Here is a 14,265-nt window from a genome sequence, read left to right as displayed (position 1 = left end):
GTACATGGCGTTGTAGTCGGCAAAGGTCTTCACGTAATAGGCAAAGCCCAGCGAAGCCACGATCCACACCACCACCGCCAGCACCGAGCCTGGCGTGATGAAGCGAAACTTCTGTTTCACGTCGGGCATCACGTAATAGATCAGCGCCACCGCCACCATCAGCAGGATGACGATCACCGGCCAACGCAGAATGGTCCACAGCGTGACGATGAACTCCTGCATGCCGATCTGCGAGGCGATCCACTCCATCACCTGCGGCCCCAGCACCATCAGCGCGGCGGCGGCCAGCAGCATGCCGGCCAGGCCTATGGTGTAGAAAATCGACAGTGGGATGCGCTTCCATACCGGGCGGCCTTCGGGTACGTCGTAGGCAGCGTTCATCGCGCTCATCATCAGGCGCACACCTGCGGAGGCAGTCCACAACGCAATCACGATACCCACCGACAGCAGCCCGCCTTTGGATTGCTGCAGTTGATCGATCACCGGGTTTACCTGCTCCAGTGCCTGCGGCGGCAGCACCAGTTCGGATTGCAGGCGCAGCCAGGAGAAGAAGTCCGGCAGGTGCAGGAAACCAATCAGGGCAATCAGAAACAGCAGGAAGGGAAATAGCGAGAACAATGCCTGGTACGCCAGCGCAGAGGCGTAGGTGGACATCTCGTCGTCAAGGAATTCCTTGACGGTGCGCACCAGCACGCGGTGCAAGGACAGGCCCTGCAGGGCGGGAAAAATCATAGCGTCTCCTTTCGCCGCTCGATCGATTCAACGGACAAGTCTAATAGACCGCGCCTTTGCTGTGCTGCTCCCGTCCATGATTGAAGAAATTGCCTACGCCAATCCCGGCCTGTCCGCGGGCACGCCCGCGAAGAGGCCGGTTCAGGCCACCTCAAATCAAGGTTTCTTCACCGCATCCTTGATATCACCCTTGATCTGCTGCCCTTCACCTTTGATTTCCTGCGCCTTGCCCTCGGCCTGCAGCTTGTCGCTGCCAGTCACCTTGCCAACACCCTGTTTCACGTTGCCGATTGCTTCGTTGGCCAAGCCCTTCGCTTTGTCTTTAGTACCGCTCATGGCAAAACTCCTGCAAATGGAGACACGTGAACCGTGTCGACAGAAGGTGGACCCAACGCCTGCGCCAGGAGTTTCAACGAATTTTCCACCGAGAAGCCGAGCGGTAAAACTGCGGGCGAATATCGCACCAAATCACCGCTGTGCCACTACGCTGCCGCCGCCGCTGCCCTAGAATCCCCGCAAACGTCCGCCCGATGCAGGCTGACCCTCGATAAAAACAAAGCTTTCCGGATACCCGCACCCATGCGTCTGATGCCTTTGCTGGTGGCCGTGCTGCCACTGCTGCCCCTGCCCACCCTTGCCGCTGCACCGACCAGCCCCGAAACCTTGCGCGTCGACCATTACGCCGACGACGGCCAACCCGGGTCGCTGCGCTGGGCGATCGAAACCAGCAACCAGAACCCCGGCCACTACCGCATCGACATCGCCGCCGTCGGCAAGCCGCCCTACGTAATCCGCCCCAGCCGCGCGCTGCCGGAAATCAAAGGCCCGGTGCGCATCACCGGCCTGCCCTGGGCGCGCGATGGTCAGTACATCGCCATCGACGGTTCGGCGTACATCAAGGACCAGGGCGTACGTACCTGCCCTGGCGCCCTGCCGGGCCAGTTCGGCACCAACGTGCGCACCACCACCAACCCCGGCCTGGTGCTGCGCGATACCCAGGGCGTGCACCTGAGCGGCCTGGAGGTGCGCAATTTCTGCATCGGCATCCTGGTCAACCGCGCCAGCGGCAACGTCATCGAAGACAACCGCATCGTCGCCAACAAAGGCGGTGCGGGCATCATGCTGACCGGCGATGACGGTGCCGGTAACCCCACCGCCACCACCACCAATAACAACAAGGTGCTGCGCAACCAGCTGATCGACAACGGCGACGGCCTGGAGCTGACCCGCGGCGCGGCGTTCAACCTGGTGGCCGACAACCTGTTCCGCTCCACGGCTGCCAACCCCGAGCCATCGCAGGGCATCGAGATCCTGCTGGGCAACGACAACAGCGTGGTCCGTAACCGCTTCGAGAACTACTCCGACGGCCTGCAGATCAACTGGGGCAAGCGCAACTACCTGGCGGCCAACACCTTCAGCGGCAACTCGATCGGCGTCAGCGTCACCGGCGAGGGCAATATCCTCGACGGCAACCTGATCCACGGCAACCGCATTGGCGTAGCCCTGCGCCCGGAGCCGGAAGTAACCGCCACGCGCCTGAGTGGCAACCGCATCTGGGGGAACAGCCAGGACATTCGCCGCTGCGAGGCAGGTGGTTCCTGTGTACCCGACCAACGCACCGGTGCCATCGTGTTTGGCGTACCGGCCCAGGCGCATGCGCTGTATGTAGGGTCGCGTGGGGTCGGGGCCGATTTGCCGAAGCAGGAACAGGCGATCATCTGTGACGGCAAAGGAGAGCCCAAACCGTGCCAGCCGCTACCCAACCATGACCAGCAGGCGCCACGGCTGATTGCGCTCGAAGGCGAGCTGCTGCGCGGCGAGGTGCACGGGCCGGCGTCGAGCCTGTTGCGGGTGGAGTTCTTTGGCAATGCCGAGGCGGATGGCACCGAGGCCGAGCAGTATCTTGGCGAGGTGCTGGTGAACAGCGACACCCGGGGGCAGGCGCGGTTTGCCCAGGTGCTGGAGAACATGGGTGAGTTGCGCAGCTTTACGGCGACTGTGACTACTGCTGATGGGGCTACTTCCGAGTTGAGCCTGCCGGTTCGTCGCTAAGGCAACTGGCCCTATCGCCGGCAAGCCAGCTCCCACAGGATCACCGAAGGCCTTGAAAAATGTGGGGTACCTGTGGGAGCTGGCTTGCCGGCGATGGGGCCATCAGACCTTGCCCCACTACCCGACACCCCTCACAATGCAGGCCTTCATAGCGTCAACCCGCAGGAACCTGCATGAAACTCGACAAACCCGCCGCCATCGCCCGGCGTAACGAAGCACTGGCCCGCCCGGTGCTGAACAGCAGCAACACCCTGTTCGCCATCCTGGACAACAAACGCAACCTGTGGTGGTTCGAAGTGCCGGTGGCGCTCCTGGGCAAGGGCCAGGCCGACTGGGTCAACCTGCTGCTGCACACGCCGGAAAGCGACGAACTGCAGCACCTGAAGGTGCCCACCAACTTCCTCAAGGCTCACCTGGAGCAGATGGAAGTGCGCAAGCCGGGCAAGCGCCGCTCCACCATCAGCCTGGCCCTCAGCGCCGACCGCGACTCGCTGCTGCGCGACACCCGCCCGGGTGGCGAGCAGCTGGACTTCCGCAACTTCGTCCAGGCCTGATCAGGCCTTTTCGATGCGATCGTCATGGATGACGATCAGGCCCTGCTTGAACAGTGCGCCAATGGCTTTCTTGAAGTTGCCCTTGCTGACGTTGAACAGCTTGCTGATCAGCGCCGGGTCGCTCTTGTCGCACACCGCCAGCACCCCACCTTCGGCTTCCAGGCGCGCCATGATCTGCTCCTGCAGGCTGTCGGCCAGGGCAGCGCCGACCGGTTGCAGGCTCAGGGCGATCTTGCCGTCGTGGCGCACTTCCTTGATGAAGCCCTTTTCGTGCATGCCCGAGCGCAGGAACTTGAACACCTCGTTCTTGTGAATCAGGCCCCAATGGCGGTTGTTGATGATGGCCTTGAAGCCCATCGGCGTTTCGCCGGCCACCAGCAGCTCGACGGGCTGGCCAACCTTGTAGTCGGCCGGAGTGACATCGAGGTAGCGGTCCAGGCGAGAGGTGGCGGTGATACGGCGGGTGCGCTTGTCGAGGTAGACATGCACCACGCAGTAATCGCCGATCTTCAGCTGCCGCGCCTCTTCCGAGTAGGGCATCAGCAGGTCCTTGGACAGGCCCCAGTCGAGGAAGATGCCGGCACCGTTGATGTCCTTGACCTTGAGGCTGGCGAACTCGCCCACCTGCACCTTGGGCTTTTCGGTGGTGGCGATCAGCTGGTCTTCGCTGTCCAGGTAGATGAACACGTTCAGCCAGTCATCGACTTCGGTCTCGGCGTTTTTCGGGATGTAGCGCCCCGGCAGCAGGATCTCGCCATCGGCGCCGCCGTCCAGGTACAGGCCGAAGTCCACGTGCTTCACGATTTGCAAGCTGTTGTAACGCCCAAGCAGAGCCATTTCTGATGATCCTCAAGACAAGGGGGGTATTCTCCGGATAGACACGGGGTGGTGTCAAAGCTTCCGGACGGTTGCCCCCTGATCGGTGATGGAAGGAACCGCCATTGCAGCACTGCAGTGGAACCGTACGGCTACCCTTACGTCTACCGATTGGCCGCCACTGCAAGGATCAGCATATGCCTGTACGCCTGTCCAAAGCCCTGCTCATCGCCTTCGGCTTCGCCCTGGCGCTGGTCAGTTGCAGCCGTATCGACCTGGCCTACCGCAACCTCGACCGGCTGGTGCCGTGGTCGCTGGGCGACTACCTGGACATGAACCGTGAGCAGAAAGCGATGCTCGACGACCGCCTGAAAGAGCACCTGGCCTGGCATTGCAAGACTCAACTACCCGGGTACCTGGACTGGCTGGACCGAGTGCGCGACATGGTCGCCGATGGCCAGGTGACCGACCAGGCCCTGCAGCAGCGCACCCGTGAAGCCCGCGAAGCGATAGGCCGGGTGGCCGAGGAAATCACCCCGTCGGCCACCGAGTTGCTGCGCGGCATGAGCGACGCCCAGGTGGCGGAGATGCGCGATGCCTTTCGCGACGACATCAGCGAGCGACAGAAGCAGTATGTGGACACCCCGCTGGACAAACAGATCGCCCGCCGCACCGAACGCATGGAAAAACGCCTGACCCCGTGGTTTGGCGAGCTGACGCCTGCGCAGAAGCAACGCGTTCAAGCCTGGTCGCAGGCTTTGGGCGACCAGAACCGCGAATGGATCGCCAACCGCGCCCACTGGCAGCAGCAGCTGCTGCTGGCGATGAACCAGCGCAACGACGCCAGCTTCGAGCCGCGCCTGGCGACCTTGTTGCAGCGCAAGGAAAGCTTGTGGACGCCGGGGTACCGCAAGGCGTTTCAGAATACCGAGCAGCAGGCGCGCAGCCTGCTGGTAGACCTGGTGCAGCAGAGCACAGCGCAGCAACGGCGGGTGTTGCAGGAGCGGTTGAGCAAGGTGCGTACGAATTTCAGTGAGTTGAAGTGTTTGCAGGGTTGAAGAAATGGGTCGCCAGCCCCGGCCCTATCGCCGGCAAGCCAGCGCCCACAGCTACCTCACCAAGCCTGGCAGCAATCTCACCCCAACCGCGCCATCTCCTCCGCCACCACCGCGACCGTATGCCGAATCTGCTCTTCCGTATGCTCACAAGACACAAAGAACCGCACCCGGGCCGAATGCTCCGGCACCGCCGGGTACAGGATCGGCTGGGCATTGATCCCGCGCTCGAACAAAGCGCTGGACAACCGCCCCGCCTTGAACGAACTGCCGGTAATCACCGGAATCACCGCCAAGCCCGTACTGGTCGCCGTGTCCAGTCCGGCTTCACGCGCCAGCCGCAGGAACAGCTCACCCCGTGCCTGCACCTTGGCCACGCCCGCCGCATCATCGGCAAGCAGTTGCAACGCCGCCAATGCAGCAGCCGTCACCGCCGGGGGCATGCCGACGCTGTACAAAAAGCCCGGTGCCAGAAACTTCAGGTGCTCGATCAGCGCTGTGCTGCCCGCAATGTAGCCGCCGCAACTGGCCAGGGTCTTGCTCAGTGTGCCCATCCAGATGTCGACGTCATTACCCGCCAGCCCGAAGTGCTCGCGAATGCCTTTGCCGGTAGCGCCCATCACCCCCAGCGAATGCGCTTCATCCACCATCAGAAACACTTTGTGCTTGTGCTTGAGCTCGACGAACCGGGGTAGCTCGGGGTAGTCGCCATCCATGCTGTAGATGCCTTCCACCACCACCAGCACCCGCTCGAAATGCTGGCGCTGCTCACCCAGCAAACGGTCCAGCGCCTGCCAGTCGTTATGGGCAAAACTCAAACGGCGGGCACCCGACAGCTGGATACCCTGCAACACGCTGTTGTGGATCAGCTCGTCATGCACCACCAGGTCGCGCGGCCCGAACAGGTAGCCGATGGTGGTGACGTTGGTGGCGTGGCCACTGACCATCACCACCGCATCGTCGACCTCGTACAGGCTGGCCAGTTCGCGCTCAAGCGCGCGGTGCAGCGGGCGGTCACCCGAAACCGGGCGGCTGGCCGACACCGAAGTGCCATAGCGGTCGATGGCGGCCTTGGACGCTTCGGCCACGCGCGGGTGGCCGGAATAACCCAGGTAGTTGTAGCTGGCAAAGTTGAGGTATTCGCGCTCGCCAATCTGCGTTTGCGCACCCGCAGTACCCTGGTGCAGGCGGAAGAACGGGTTGCTCAGGCCCAGGCGCAGGCCGCTCTGCTGGATCACCCGCAGCTGCTGGTACCCCGGGTGCTGGTCGAAGCGATAGTGCGCCTCGGGCACCTTCAGGGCAGCCTGCTGCACCTGCTCCAGGGTGGCGCCTTGCTCGCCCGCGCCAGCCGAATGGCGGCGGCGTTCGAGGGCTTGCTGGATCAGGCGTTGCTTGGCATCACCAGCAAGGCCGGTCGGGGTTTTGGCTGTCATTCAACGCTCTTGATCAATCAGTCGGTTGGGGGCCGCGCTGGTGTCGGCCAGCGCTGCGCTCATCTGCGCCAACTCTTCGGCGCTGTGCTCACTGCCATGGCGGGCAAGCACATTCTGCGCCAGCTGCTCTTCGCTGCTGCCCGCCTCGCCGCGCAGCAGCTCCAGCAGCCGGGCGGCCAGCTTGTCGATGCTGGAACTGTCGCTCAGCTCCATCACCGGCAGGCGAATTCCGAACCGCTCCTCCAGCGCCACCACCAGCTCGACGCTCATCAACGAGTCGAGCCCCAGCTCCTGCAGCGGGCGCTGGGCATCCAGGCGCGCCGGCGGCAGGCGCAGAATCTCGCACACCTCGTGCTTGAGCATGTCGGCGAAGCGCTCCAGCAGCTCGGCGTCGTCCAGCTCTGCCAGCATGCGCTGGATGTCCTCGCCGCTGCCCTCGTCCTCCTGGTCACCGCCATAGGCACGCGCCAGTTCGACAAAGCGCGGCGTAGTGGCGCTTGGGAGGAAGCGCGACAGCGCCTTGAAGTCCAGCTCCAGCACGCCGTGGCCGTTGTCGCCGTCCAGCAACATGGCCTCGAGCTGCGCCAGGGCCGCCTCGGCCCGCAGCGCCGCGCCACCCATGCGGCTTTGCAGGGCGTCCTTGATCTGGCTGTTGCGGGCCAGGAAGCCGACATCGTCGATCGCCCCCCACAACACCGCCGTGGCCGCCAAGCCCTGAGCGCGACGGTGCCGCGCCAAGGCTTCCAGCCAGTGGTTGGCCGCCACGTAGTTTGCCTGGCCGGGGTTGCCGAACAGGGTAGTGGCCGACGAGAACATCACGAAGAAGTCCAGCGCCAGGCCCTGGGCCAGTTCGTGCAGGTACTGCGCACCTTTGGCCTTGGGCTCCAGCACGCGGCGTAGCTGGTCTGCCCCCAGGTTGCGGATCAGGCTGTCGTCGATCACCGTCGCGGCATGCACCAGGCCACGCAGTGGCCATGGGCTGGCAGCGATGCGCTGGAACACCCCGCGCAGTTGCTCGCGGTCGGTGATGTCGCACGCCACGGCCTGCACATCGATACCCTGGGCCTGCCACAGTGCCAGCTGCGGCTGGGCTTCGGCACTAGCAGGGCCACGACGGCCGAGCAGCACCAGATGGCGGGCACCTTTGTCGATCAGCCATTGCGCGGTGCGCAAGCCAAAGCCGCCCAGCCCACCGGTAACCAGGTAGCTGGCATCGGCGCCAAGCTGCAGCGCCTGCGCAGGCTGGGCACGGGTGTCGACGGTCTGCTGGATCGGGTTGGCGTAGGTCACCACCACCTTGCCGATCTGCCGTGCCTGCTGCATGTAGCGGTAGGCTTCAACCACCTGGTTGGCGTCGAACTCGCGGAACGGCAACGGGTGCAGGATGCCTTGCGCGAACAGGCCCATCATTTCTGCGAACAGCCGACGAGTGAGTGCCGGGCGCTCGCTCATCAACTGGTCGGCATCGATACCGAAGTAGCTGATGTTGTTGCGGAACGGCCGCAGGCCGATCCGGGTGTTCTGGTAGAAATCGCGCTTGCCCAGTTCGAGGAAGCGGCCAAACGGCTTCAGCACCTGGAAGTTGCGGTTGATGGCCTCACCGGCCAGCGAGTTGAGCACCACGTCCACACCACGCCCGCCAGTGGCCGCCAGCACCTGGTCGGCATAGGCCAGCGAACGCGAGTCGTACACGTGCTCGACACCCAGCAGGCGCAGGAAGTCGCGCTTCTCGTCGCTGCCGGCAGTGGCATGGATTTCCGCACCCAGCCACTTGGCGATCTGGATGGCAGCAATGCCGACACCCCCCGCAGCGCCATGGATCAATACCTTTTCGCCGGGTTCCAGGCGCGCCAGGTGATGCAGCGCGTAGTACACGGTGAAGAAGGTGCTCGGAATGGTCGCCGCTGCTTCGAACGACATCCCCTCGGGGATACGGGCCACGGCGTTGGCGTTGGTCACCAGGCGGTTGGCGAAGCTGCACGGGCCAAAGCCCACCACGCGATCGCCCGGGGCGAAATCACCGACTACCTCGGCGCCTTTGCCCTGCACCACACCGGCAAACTCGAAGCCCAGGGTGGGGCCGGAGAAGCCGTTTTCGATGGCTTCGTCCGACAGCAGGCCCAAGGCAAACATCACGTCACGGAAGTTGAGGCCGGTCGCGCGCACGGCGATGTCAAGCTCGTCCGCCGCCGGCTGGCGCGGCTCGCGCACTTCCCAGCGCAGGTTGCGCAACTGGCCGGGCAGGTCGAAGCCCAGGCATACCCACTGCGCGTCGCTGCCCGTGTTGCGCGGTTGACCGGCCAGCACCCGCAGGCGCGGCACGTAACGACGGCCTTGGGCATCCAGGGCCAGCTCGGTTTCGCTGTCGGCGTGCAGCAGCGCTGGCACGGCCAGTTCGACCGGCGCCAAGTGGCCCAGGTCGAGCTGGCGAATGCAGCAGCTGGGCGACTCGTTGGCCAGGGTGCGGCCAAAGCCCCACAACGCGGCGTCGGCGATCGCCGCAACATCAGTGGCGGTATCGGCGCTGTACAGGTGCTCGGCAGCGCCGCGGCTGAACAGCCAGCACTGCGGGGCGATGGCCAGCGACTCACAGGCCTGCACCAGCGCGGCAGCCTGCAGGCAGCGCTCGGCCTGGCCATCCAGGCCGGCAGCGCTGTCGAACCCGGCCAGGTGCAGCACATGCTCCGGGGCCTGGGCCAGGGCGCCAAGCTGCGCCGCCAGCGCCTGCGCATCGCCCGGCTGCAGCAGGTCGACCTGCTGGCCGTGGGCGCGCAGCTGCTCGGCCAGGCTCAGGGCTGCAGCCTGCCCGGCTTCGGCCAGCACGGCCCAGCGCTGCACCGCCAAGGGTTCGTCAGCGTCAGCACCCGCCGGCTTGTCAGCCAGCAACAGGTAGCTGCCACAGGCGTTGCCCGGCAAGGCATCCAACGTGCGCAGGCCAGTCAGGCCGTGGCGCTGCAGCTCGTGGCTCCAGAACGCCGGGCCTTGCTGGCGCGACAACGCCTGTTGCGGGCCGGCCAGCCACCACTCTGGCTGGGCGCCGAAGACGAAATCGGCCCAACGCGCCGGGTACTGCCCCAGCAGCGCCAGCTGGCCGTGTGGGTTGAGCTGGGCACTGGCCAGGCGCAGGGCATTGCCCACCGCGCCAAGTGCGCCAAGGTCGCTGGGCACCAGCACCCAATCAAAGCTGCCGGCTTCGGCCAGTTGTTCCATGCCCAGCACATTCAGCGCCGGGCAATCGTCACGCAGACGTTGCTCCAGCTCAGGCTCGGCAACGCAGTACGCATAATCGATGCGGTCGAAATCCAGGCCGGCGTACAGCAGCTCGGCGAACGAAGCGCCGCCAAAGCCGATTTCCAGCACGCGCAGGCGCTGCCCCGCGGGCAGTTGCGCCAGGCGCGCGGCCAGGGTCTGGCCGATGCCGCTCAGCAGGTGCTGCTGCCCTGCCGCGCCCAGCACCAGGCGCGTCAGACTGGCGCCGCTGGTTTCCCGCGGTTGCAGGGTTTCGAACGCTTGGCTGCCATCGAGCAACGCCGGCAGGTGGCGGCCGATACGGCCCACCGAATGGATGATCTGGAAGTACTCGGGGTAGCTCTGGAACAGCTCCTGCCAGATCGCCTCCGAGGCCGGGCGCTCGCCCAGATCGGCCAGCTGCCAGCCGCCATCGGCGCTGCGCAGCAAGCTGCCGTCTTGCTCAGCGTGACCGAGCAAGGCCGCCAGGAAGTCGCCCTGGGCCTGCGACCACACGGCGACCTGCTCGGCGCTCAAGCGCCCACCGGCCTGCTCGACGGCATCCACCACGAAGCTGGTGCACAGTACGTCCAGCAATGGCTCCACTTCGTTAAGGTAGCGCACCTGTGCCGGCTCGTCGGCCAGGCGCTGCAAGGCGTCAGCCAACGGCGTGCGGGCCACGGCATGGCGCTGCAGTGGCACCACCTTGCCTGGGGCCGCCAGGCCCACATGGCCCATGCGCTTGATCTCGCCACTGCGGTCGTACTGCAGGCGCACGGCCCGCATGCGCGCGGCCTTGATCGCCAGCACGGCAGCGCCGCTGGCATCGAACAGGGTGAAGTCGACCAGCAGCGAATGCGCAGTGCGCTTGCGCTGACGCACCTCGGCCAGCACCGGCACGCCGCCGGCATTGGTGAAGGCAATGCGCCCCAGCTTGACCGGGATGAACGCCAGGCCATCGTTGTGGCCGCGGCGGCTGGCAAGCAGCTCGGTAATCAGCTGGAAGGCACCGTCGAGCAACGCCGGGTGCAGGTGCAGGCCTGCCAGTTCGTGTTCGATGGCAGCCGGCACGGCCAGCTGGGCCAGCACGCGTTCGTCCTCGACCCAGGCCGCAGCCACGGTCTGGTAGGCCGGGCCGTAGTTCAGGCCGACCGCGCAGGTCAGCGCCAGATGCTGCTCGCCGGTAAAGTCCGCCGGGCGGGTTGGCAGCGCCGGCGCGCGAACGTCCAGCAGCACGCCACGGGCCTCACCCGGCAGGCGGGCGACCACGTGCTGCACCCAGTCTTCGCGCTGCGCCAGGGTGCGCGAGCTGATGCGCAACGTGCCATCGGCCTCTTCGACCTGCACGCGCAGCTTCTTGCTGCCCTCGCTGCCGAGCAGCAGCGGGTTGTGGATCTCGAGCTCTTCGATGTCGACGAATTCGCCCGGCTGGTGCAGTTGCGCCACAGCCAGGGCCAGCTCGGTAAAGCCGGCACCGGGGAACAGCACCGACTCTCCCACCTTGTGGTCGGCCAGGGTTGGGTACTGCTGCGTGTCCAGGCGGTTTTCCCAGGTCAATGCCTGGTCGGCTACCGGGTAGCCCAGCAACGGGTGCACGCGCTCGCGGCCCAGCGGGCTGTTGGATTCGGCGCTCACCGGCAGGGTGAAGTGGTCACGCTGCCAGGCATAGTTCGGCAAGCGCAGCTGGCGCCCCGCCACCGGGAAGCGGGTTTGCCACTGCGGCTCGGCAGCGGCCAGCAGCAGCCGCGCCACGCTGCGCTCGAGCAGCTGCGGGCTGTGGTCGTTGCGCTTGAGGGTGGCAACCACCTGGCCGGCCTGCTCGCACTCGGCCAGCACATCGCTGACATAGCTGCGCAGAATGGCGTGCGGACCCACCTCCACAAACAGGTTCAGGCCGCTGCGTACCAGCGCCGCAAGCGCGCCCTGGAACAGCACCGGGAAGCGGATGTTCTGCCACCAGTAGTGGCTGTCCAGGCGCTCGCCGTCCAGCTCGCCACCGACCACGGTGGAGTAGAACGGAATACGGGTGGCACGCGGACGAATGTGGGCAAGGTCGGCGATGACCGCCTGCTCGATGGGGTTCATCGCCGGCGAGTGGAAGGCGTAGTCCAGGTCCAGGCGGCGGGCAAACACCTGGCGCTCGGTCAGGGCCTCTTCGAGCAGCGTCAAAGCCTCGACTTCACCGGCCACGGTGGCGCCGCGGGCGCTGTTTTCACCGGCGACGACCAGGCCGCCGTCCAGTTTCAGTTCGCTGATCAGCTGCGCGCTGGCCTCGCCCGACAGGCCCACGGCCGTCATCTGCCCGCTGCCGCGGGTCAGGCCTTGCAGGCGGCTGCGGTGGAAGATGACCTGGGTGGCATCTTCCAGGCTCAGCGCCCCGCTGGCCCAGGCTGCCGCCACTTCACCGACGCTATGGCCAATGACCGCGACCGGGGTGATGCCTTCGGCGGCCAGTACCCGGGTAACCGCCACTTGCAGGGCAAACAGAGCCGGCTGGGCGATTTCGGTGCGGGCATAACGGCCTTCGCCGTTTTCACCCAGCAGCTCGGCGCGCAGCGAATAGCCTGCCAGGGGCTGGAACAGCGCGTCCACTTCGGCCACGGCGGCAGCGAACAGCGGCTGGTCGAGCATCGCCCGGCCCATGCCCTGCCACTGCGAACCGTTACCGGAATAGACAAACACCGGAGCCGATGCGGCGTCCAGCGCCTGGCCAGCCTCAAGCACCGCGCTCAGCTCGCTGAGGGTCGGGTCCTGGGCATAGTCATCCAGAGCCTGGGCGGCTTCGGCCGCGTTGTCGCTGATCAGCAGCAGGCGGTGGCTGTGTGCATCGCGGCGGAACATCGCCTGGTAGGCGACATCGTAGTAATCGGCCTGGGGATGCTCGGCCAGGTAGGCGGCAAACCGTTCGGCCATGGCGCGCAGGCCTTCTTCGCTTTTTGCGCTGAGCAGCAACGGCACCCGGCGTGCACTGGGCTGTACGGGCGCTGGCGCTTGCGGTTCCGGGCTTTGCAGAATGACGTGGGCGTTGGCGCCGCCAAAGCCGAACGAGTTCACACCCACCGTCAGCTGGCCATCCGCCTTCAGCGGCAGGGGCTCGGTGACTACCTGCAGGTTGAGGTCGGCAAAGGCGATATTCGGGTTCAGCGCCTGCACACCGATGGTGGCGGGCACGGTGCGCTCGCTCAGGCAGTTCAGTGCCTTCATCAGACCGGCCACGCCAGAGGCGGCCTCCAGGTGGCCGATGTTGCTTTTCACCGAGCCGATCGGCAGCGGGTTGCCGGCGCCACGCGCCTGGCCCAGCGCCTCGCCGATGGCGCGGGTTTCGATCGGGTCACCCACGGCGGTACCGGTGCCGTGCGCTTCCAGGTAGTCCAGCTGCTCCGGGGCGATGCCGGCCTGGGCATAGGCGCGCGTGAGTAGTGCTGCCTGCGCCTCGGCGTTGGGCAGGGTAAGGCTGGACTTGCGCCCATCGGTGTTGACCGCACTGGCCGCGACCACCGCCAGAATGGTGTTGCCATCGGCCAGCGCCTGGTCGTAGTCCTTGAGCAGGAACAACCCGCCACCTTCGGAACGGGCATAGCCGTCGCCGTTTTCATCGAACGACTGGCAGCGCCCGGTGCGCGAAAGCATGGTCGCCTTGGCGAAGATCATGAAGCCGAACGGGTGCATGTGCAGGCTGATGCCGCCGGTCACGGCCTGGTCGACATCCCCGCTGAGAATGGCCTGGCAGGCCTGATGGAAGGCCACCAGCGACGACGAACACGCCGTGTCGATAGCCATGCTCGGCCCGCGCAGGTCGTAGAAGAACGACAGCCGGTTGGCGGCGATGCTCATGGTGTTGCCGGTGGCGGTGGCGCCATCGATCGACGACAGGTCCTCGACCAGCCGGTACGACTGCTCGACCCCGGCAATGCCCAGGTACACGCCGCAGTTGCTGCCGCGCAGGCTGGAAGGCTTGACCCCGGCGTTCTCGAAGGTTTCCCAGCACATTTCCAGGAGCATGCGCTGCTGTGGGTCCATCATCGCCGCTTCGCGTGGCGAGATGCTGAAGAAGCCCGCGTCGAAAGCGCTGATATCACCCAGGGTGCCGGATGCGAAGGTGTAGCTGGTAGCCGGGCTGGCCTTGTCGGGGTGCAGGAACTCGTTCTGGTTCCAGCGCGATGGGTCCACCTGGGTGACCAGATCGCGCCCTGCCATCAGGTTTTGCCAGAAGCCGGCATTGGAGGAACCCGGAAAACGGTAAGCACAGCCAACGATTGCAACCTTTCTACGCTTGATCAAAACCTATTCCTTCAAATCTCATCGGGCACCGTCCCATCCGTCGGACAGCCGGCATGCCTGGCCAGGCCATGAAATTGGCCGGTCGTTGTATGTCACTGATGATTGTCTGGGTAT

8 protein-coding genes are annotated in these 14,265 nt (G+C 65.5%); 3 read left to right on the top strand and 5 right to left on the bottom strand.

The genetic code is table 11. The features are described 5' to 3' along the window. On the bottom strand, positions 1-732 hold a 732-nt coding region (locus HP546_RS15190), incomplete at its 3' end, for a YihY/virulence factor BrkB family protein (protein ID WP_172226891.1). A gap of 156 nt (positions 733-888) precedes the next feature. Beyond that, on the bottom strand, positions 889-1,068 hold the full coding sequence (locus HP546_RS15185; RefSeq protein ID WP_172226888.1) for a CsbD family protein: 180 nt from the start codon (positions 1,066-1,068) through the stop codon (positions 889-891). Between the two features lie 243 nt (positions 1,069-1,311). Here HP546_RS15185 and HP546_RS15180 point away from each other — a divergent pair, with 243 nt between their 5' ends. Both HP546_RS15180 and HP546_RS15175 read left to right on the top strand, forming a co-directional pair. Next, positions 1,312-2,784, top strand: coding sequence for a nitrous oxide reductase family maturation protein NosD (locus tag HP546_RS15180; protein WP_172226885.1), 1,473 nt, complete (start codon positions 1,312-1,314; stop codon positions 2,782-2,784). A 173-nt stretch (positions 2,785-2,957) separates the two neighbouring features. Then, positions 2,958-3,338 (top strand): hypothetical protein, encoded by a 381-nt coding sequence (locus HP546_RS15175; RefSeq protein ID WP_172226882.1) that lies wholly within the window; start codon positions 2,958-2,960, stop codon positions 3,336-3,338. On the opposite strand, the gene HP546_RS15170 is transcribed toward HP546_RS15175, so the two are convergent. After that, positions 3,339-4,175, bottom strand: a complete 837-nt coding sequence (locus HP546_RS15170; protein WP_172226879.1) for a S1 RNA-binding domain-containing protein — start codon at positions 4,173-4,175, stop codon at positions 3,339-3,341. It lies immediately after the preceding gene. A gap of 176 nt (positions 4,176-4,351) precedes the next feature. Here HP546_RS15170 and HP546_RS15165 point away from each other — a divergent pair, with 176 nt between their 5' ends. Further along, a complete protein-coding gene (locus tag HP546_RS15165) occupies positions 4,352-5,212 on the top strand; it encodes a DUF6279 family lipoprotein (RefSeq protein WP_172226876.1) in 861 nt (286 codons plus the stop codon). A gap of 77 nt (positions 5,213-5,289) precedes the next feature. On the opposite strand, the gene HP546_RS15160 is transcribed toward HP546_RS15165, so the two are convergent. Then, positions 5,290-6,642, bottom strand: coding sequence for an aminotransferase class I/II-fold pyridoxal phosphate-dependent enzyme (locus tag HP546_RS15160; RefSeq protein WP_172226873.1), 1,353 nt, complete (start codon positions 6,640-6,642; stop codon positions 5,290-5,292). Next, positions 6,643-14,151 carry a type I polyketide synthase gene (locus HP546_RS15155; protein WP_172226870.1) on the bottom strand — a complete coding sequence of 2,503 codons (7,509 nt, stop codon included), beginning with the start codon at positions 14,149-14,151 and terminating at the stop codon, positions 6,643-6,645. It lies immediately after the preceding gene. Positions 14,152-14,265 lie beyond the last annotated feature (114 nt).

Source organism: Pseudomonas sp. CM25 (genome assembly GCF_013179705.1).
GTDB lineage: Bacteria > Pseudomonadota > Gammaproteobacteria > Pseudomonadales > Pseudomonadaceae > Aquipseudomonas.
The sequence above is the reverse complement of the archived record's forward strand: the minus strand, read 5'-3'. Positions and strand labels throughout refer to the sequence as shown.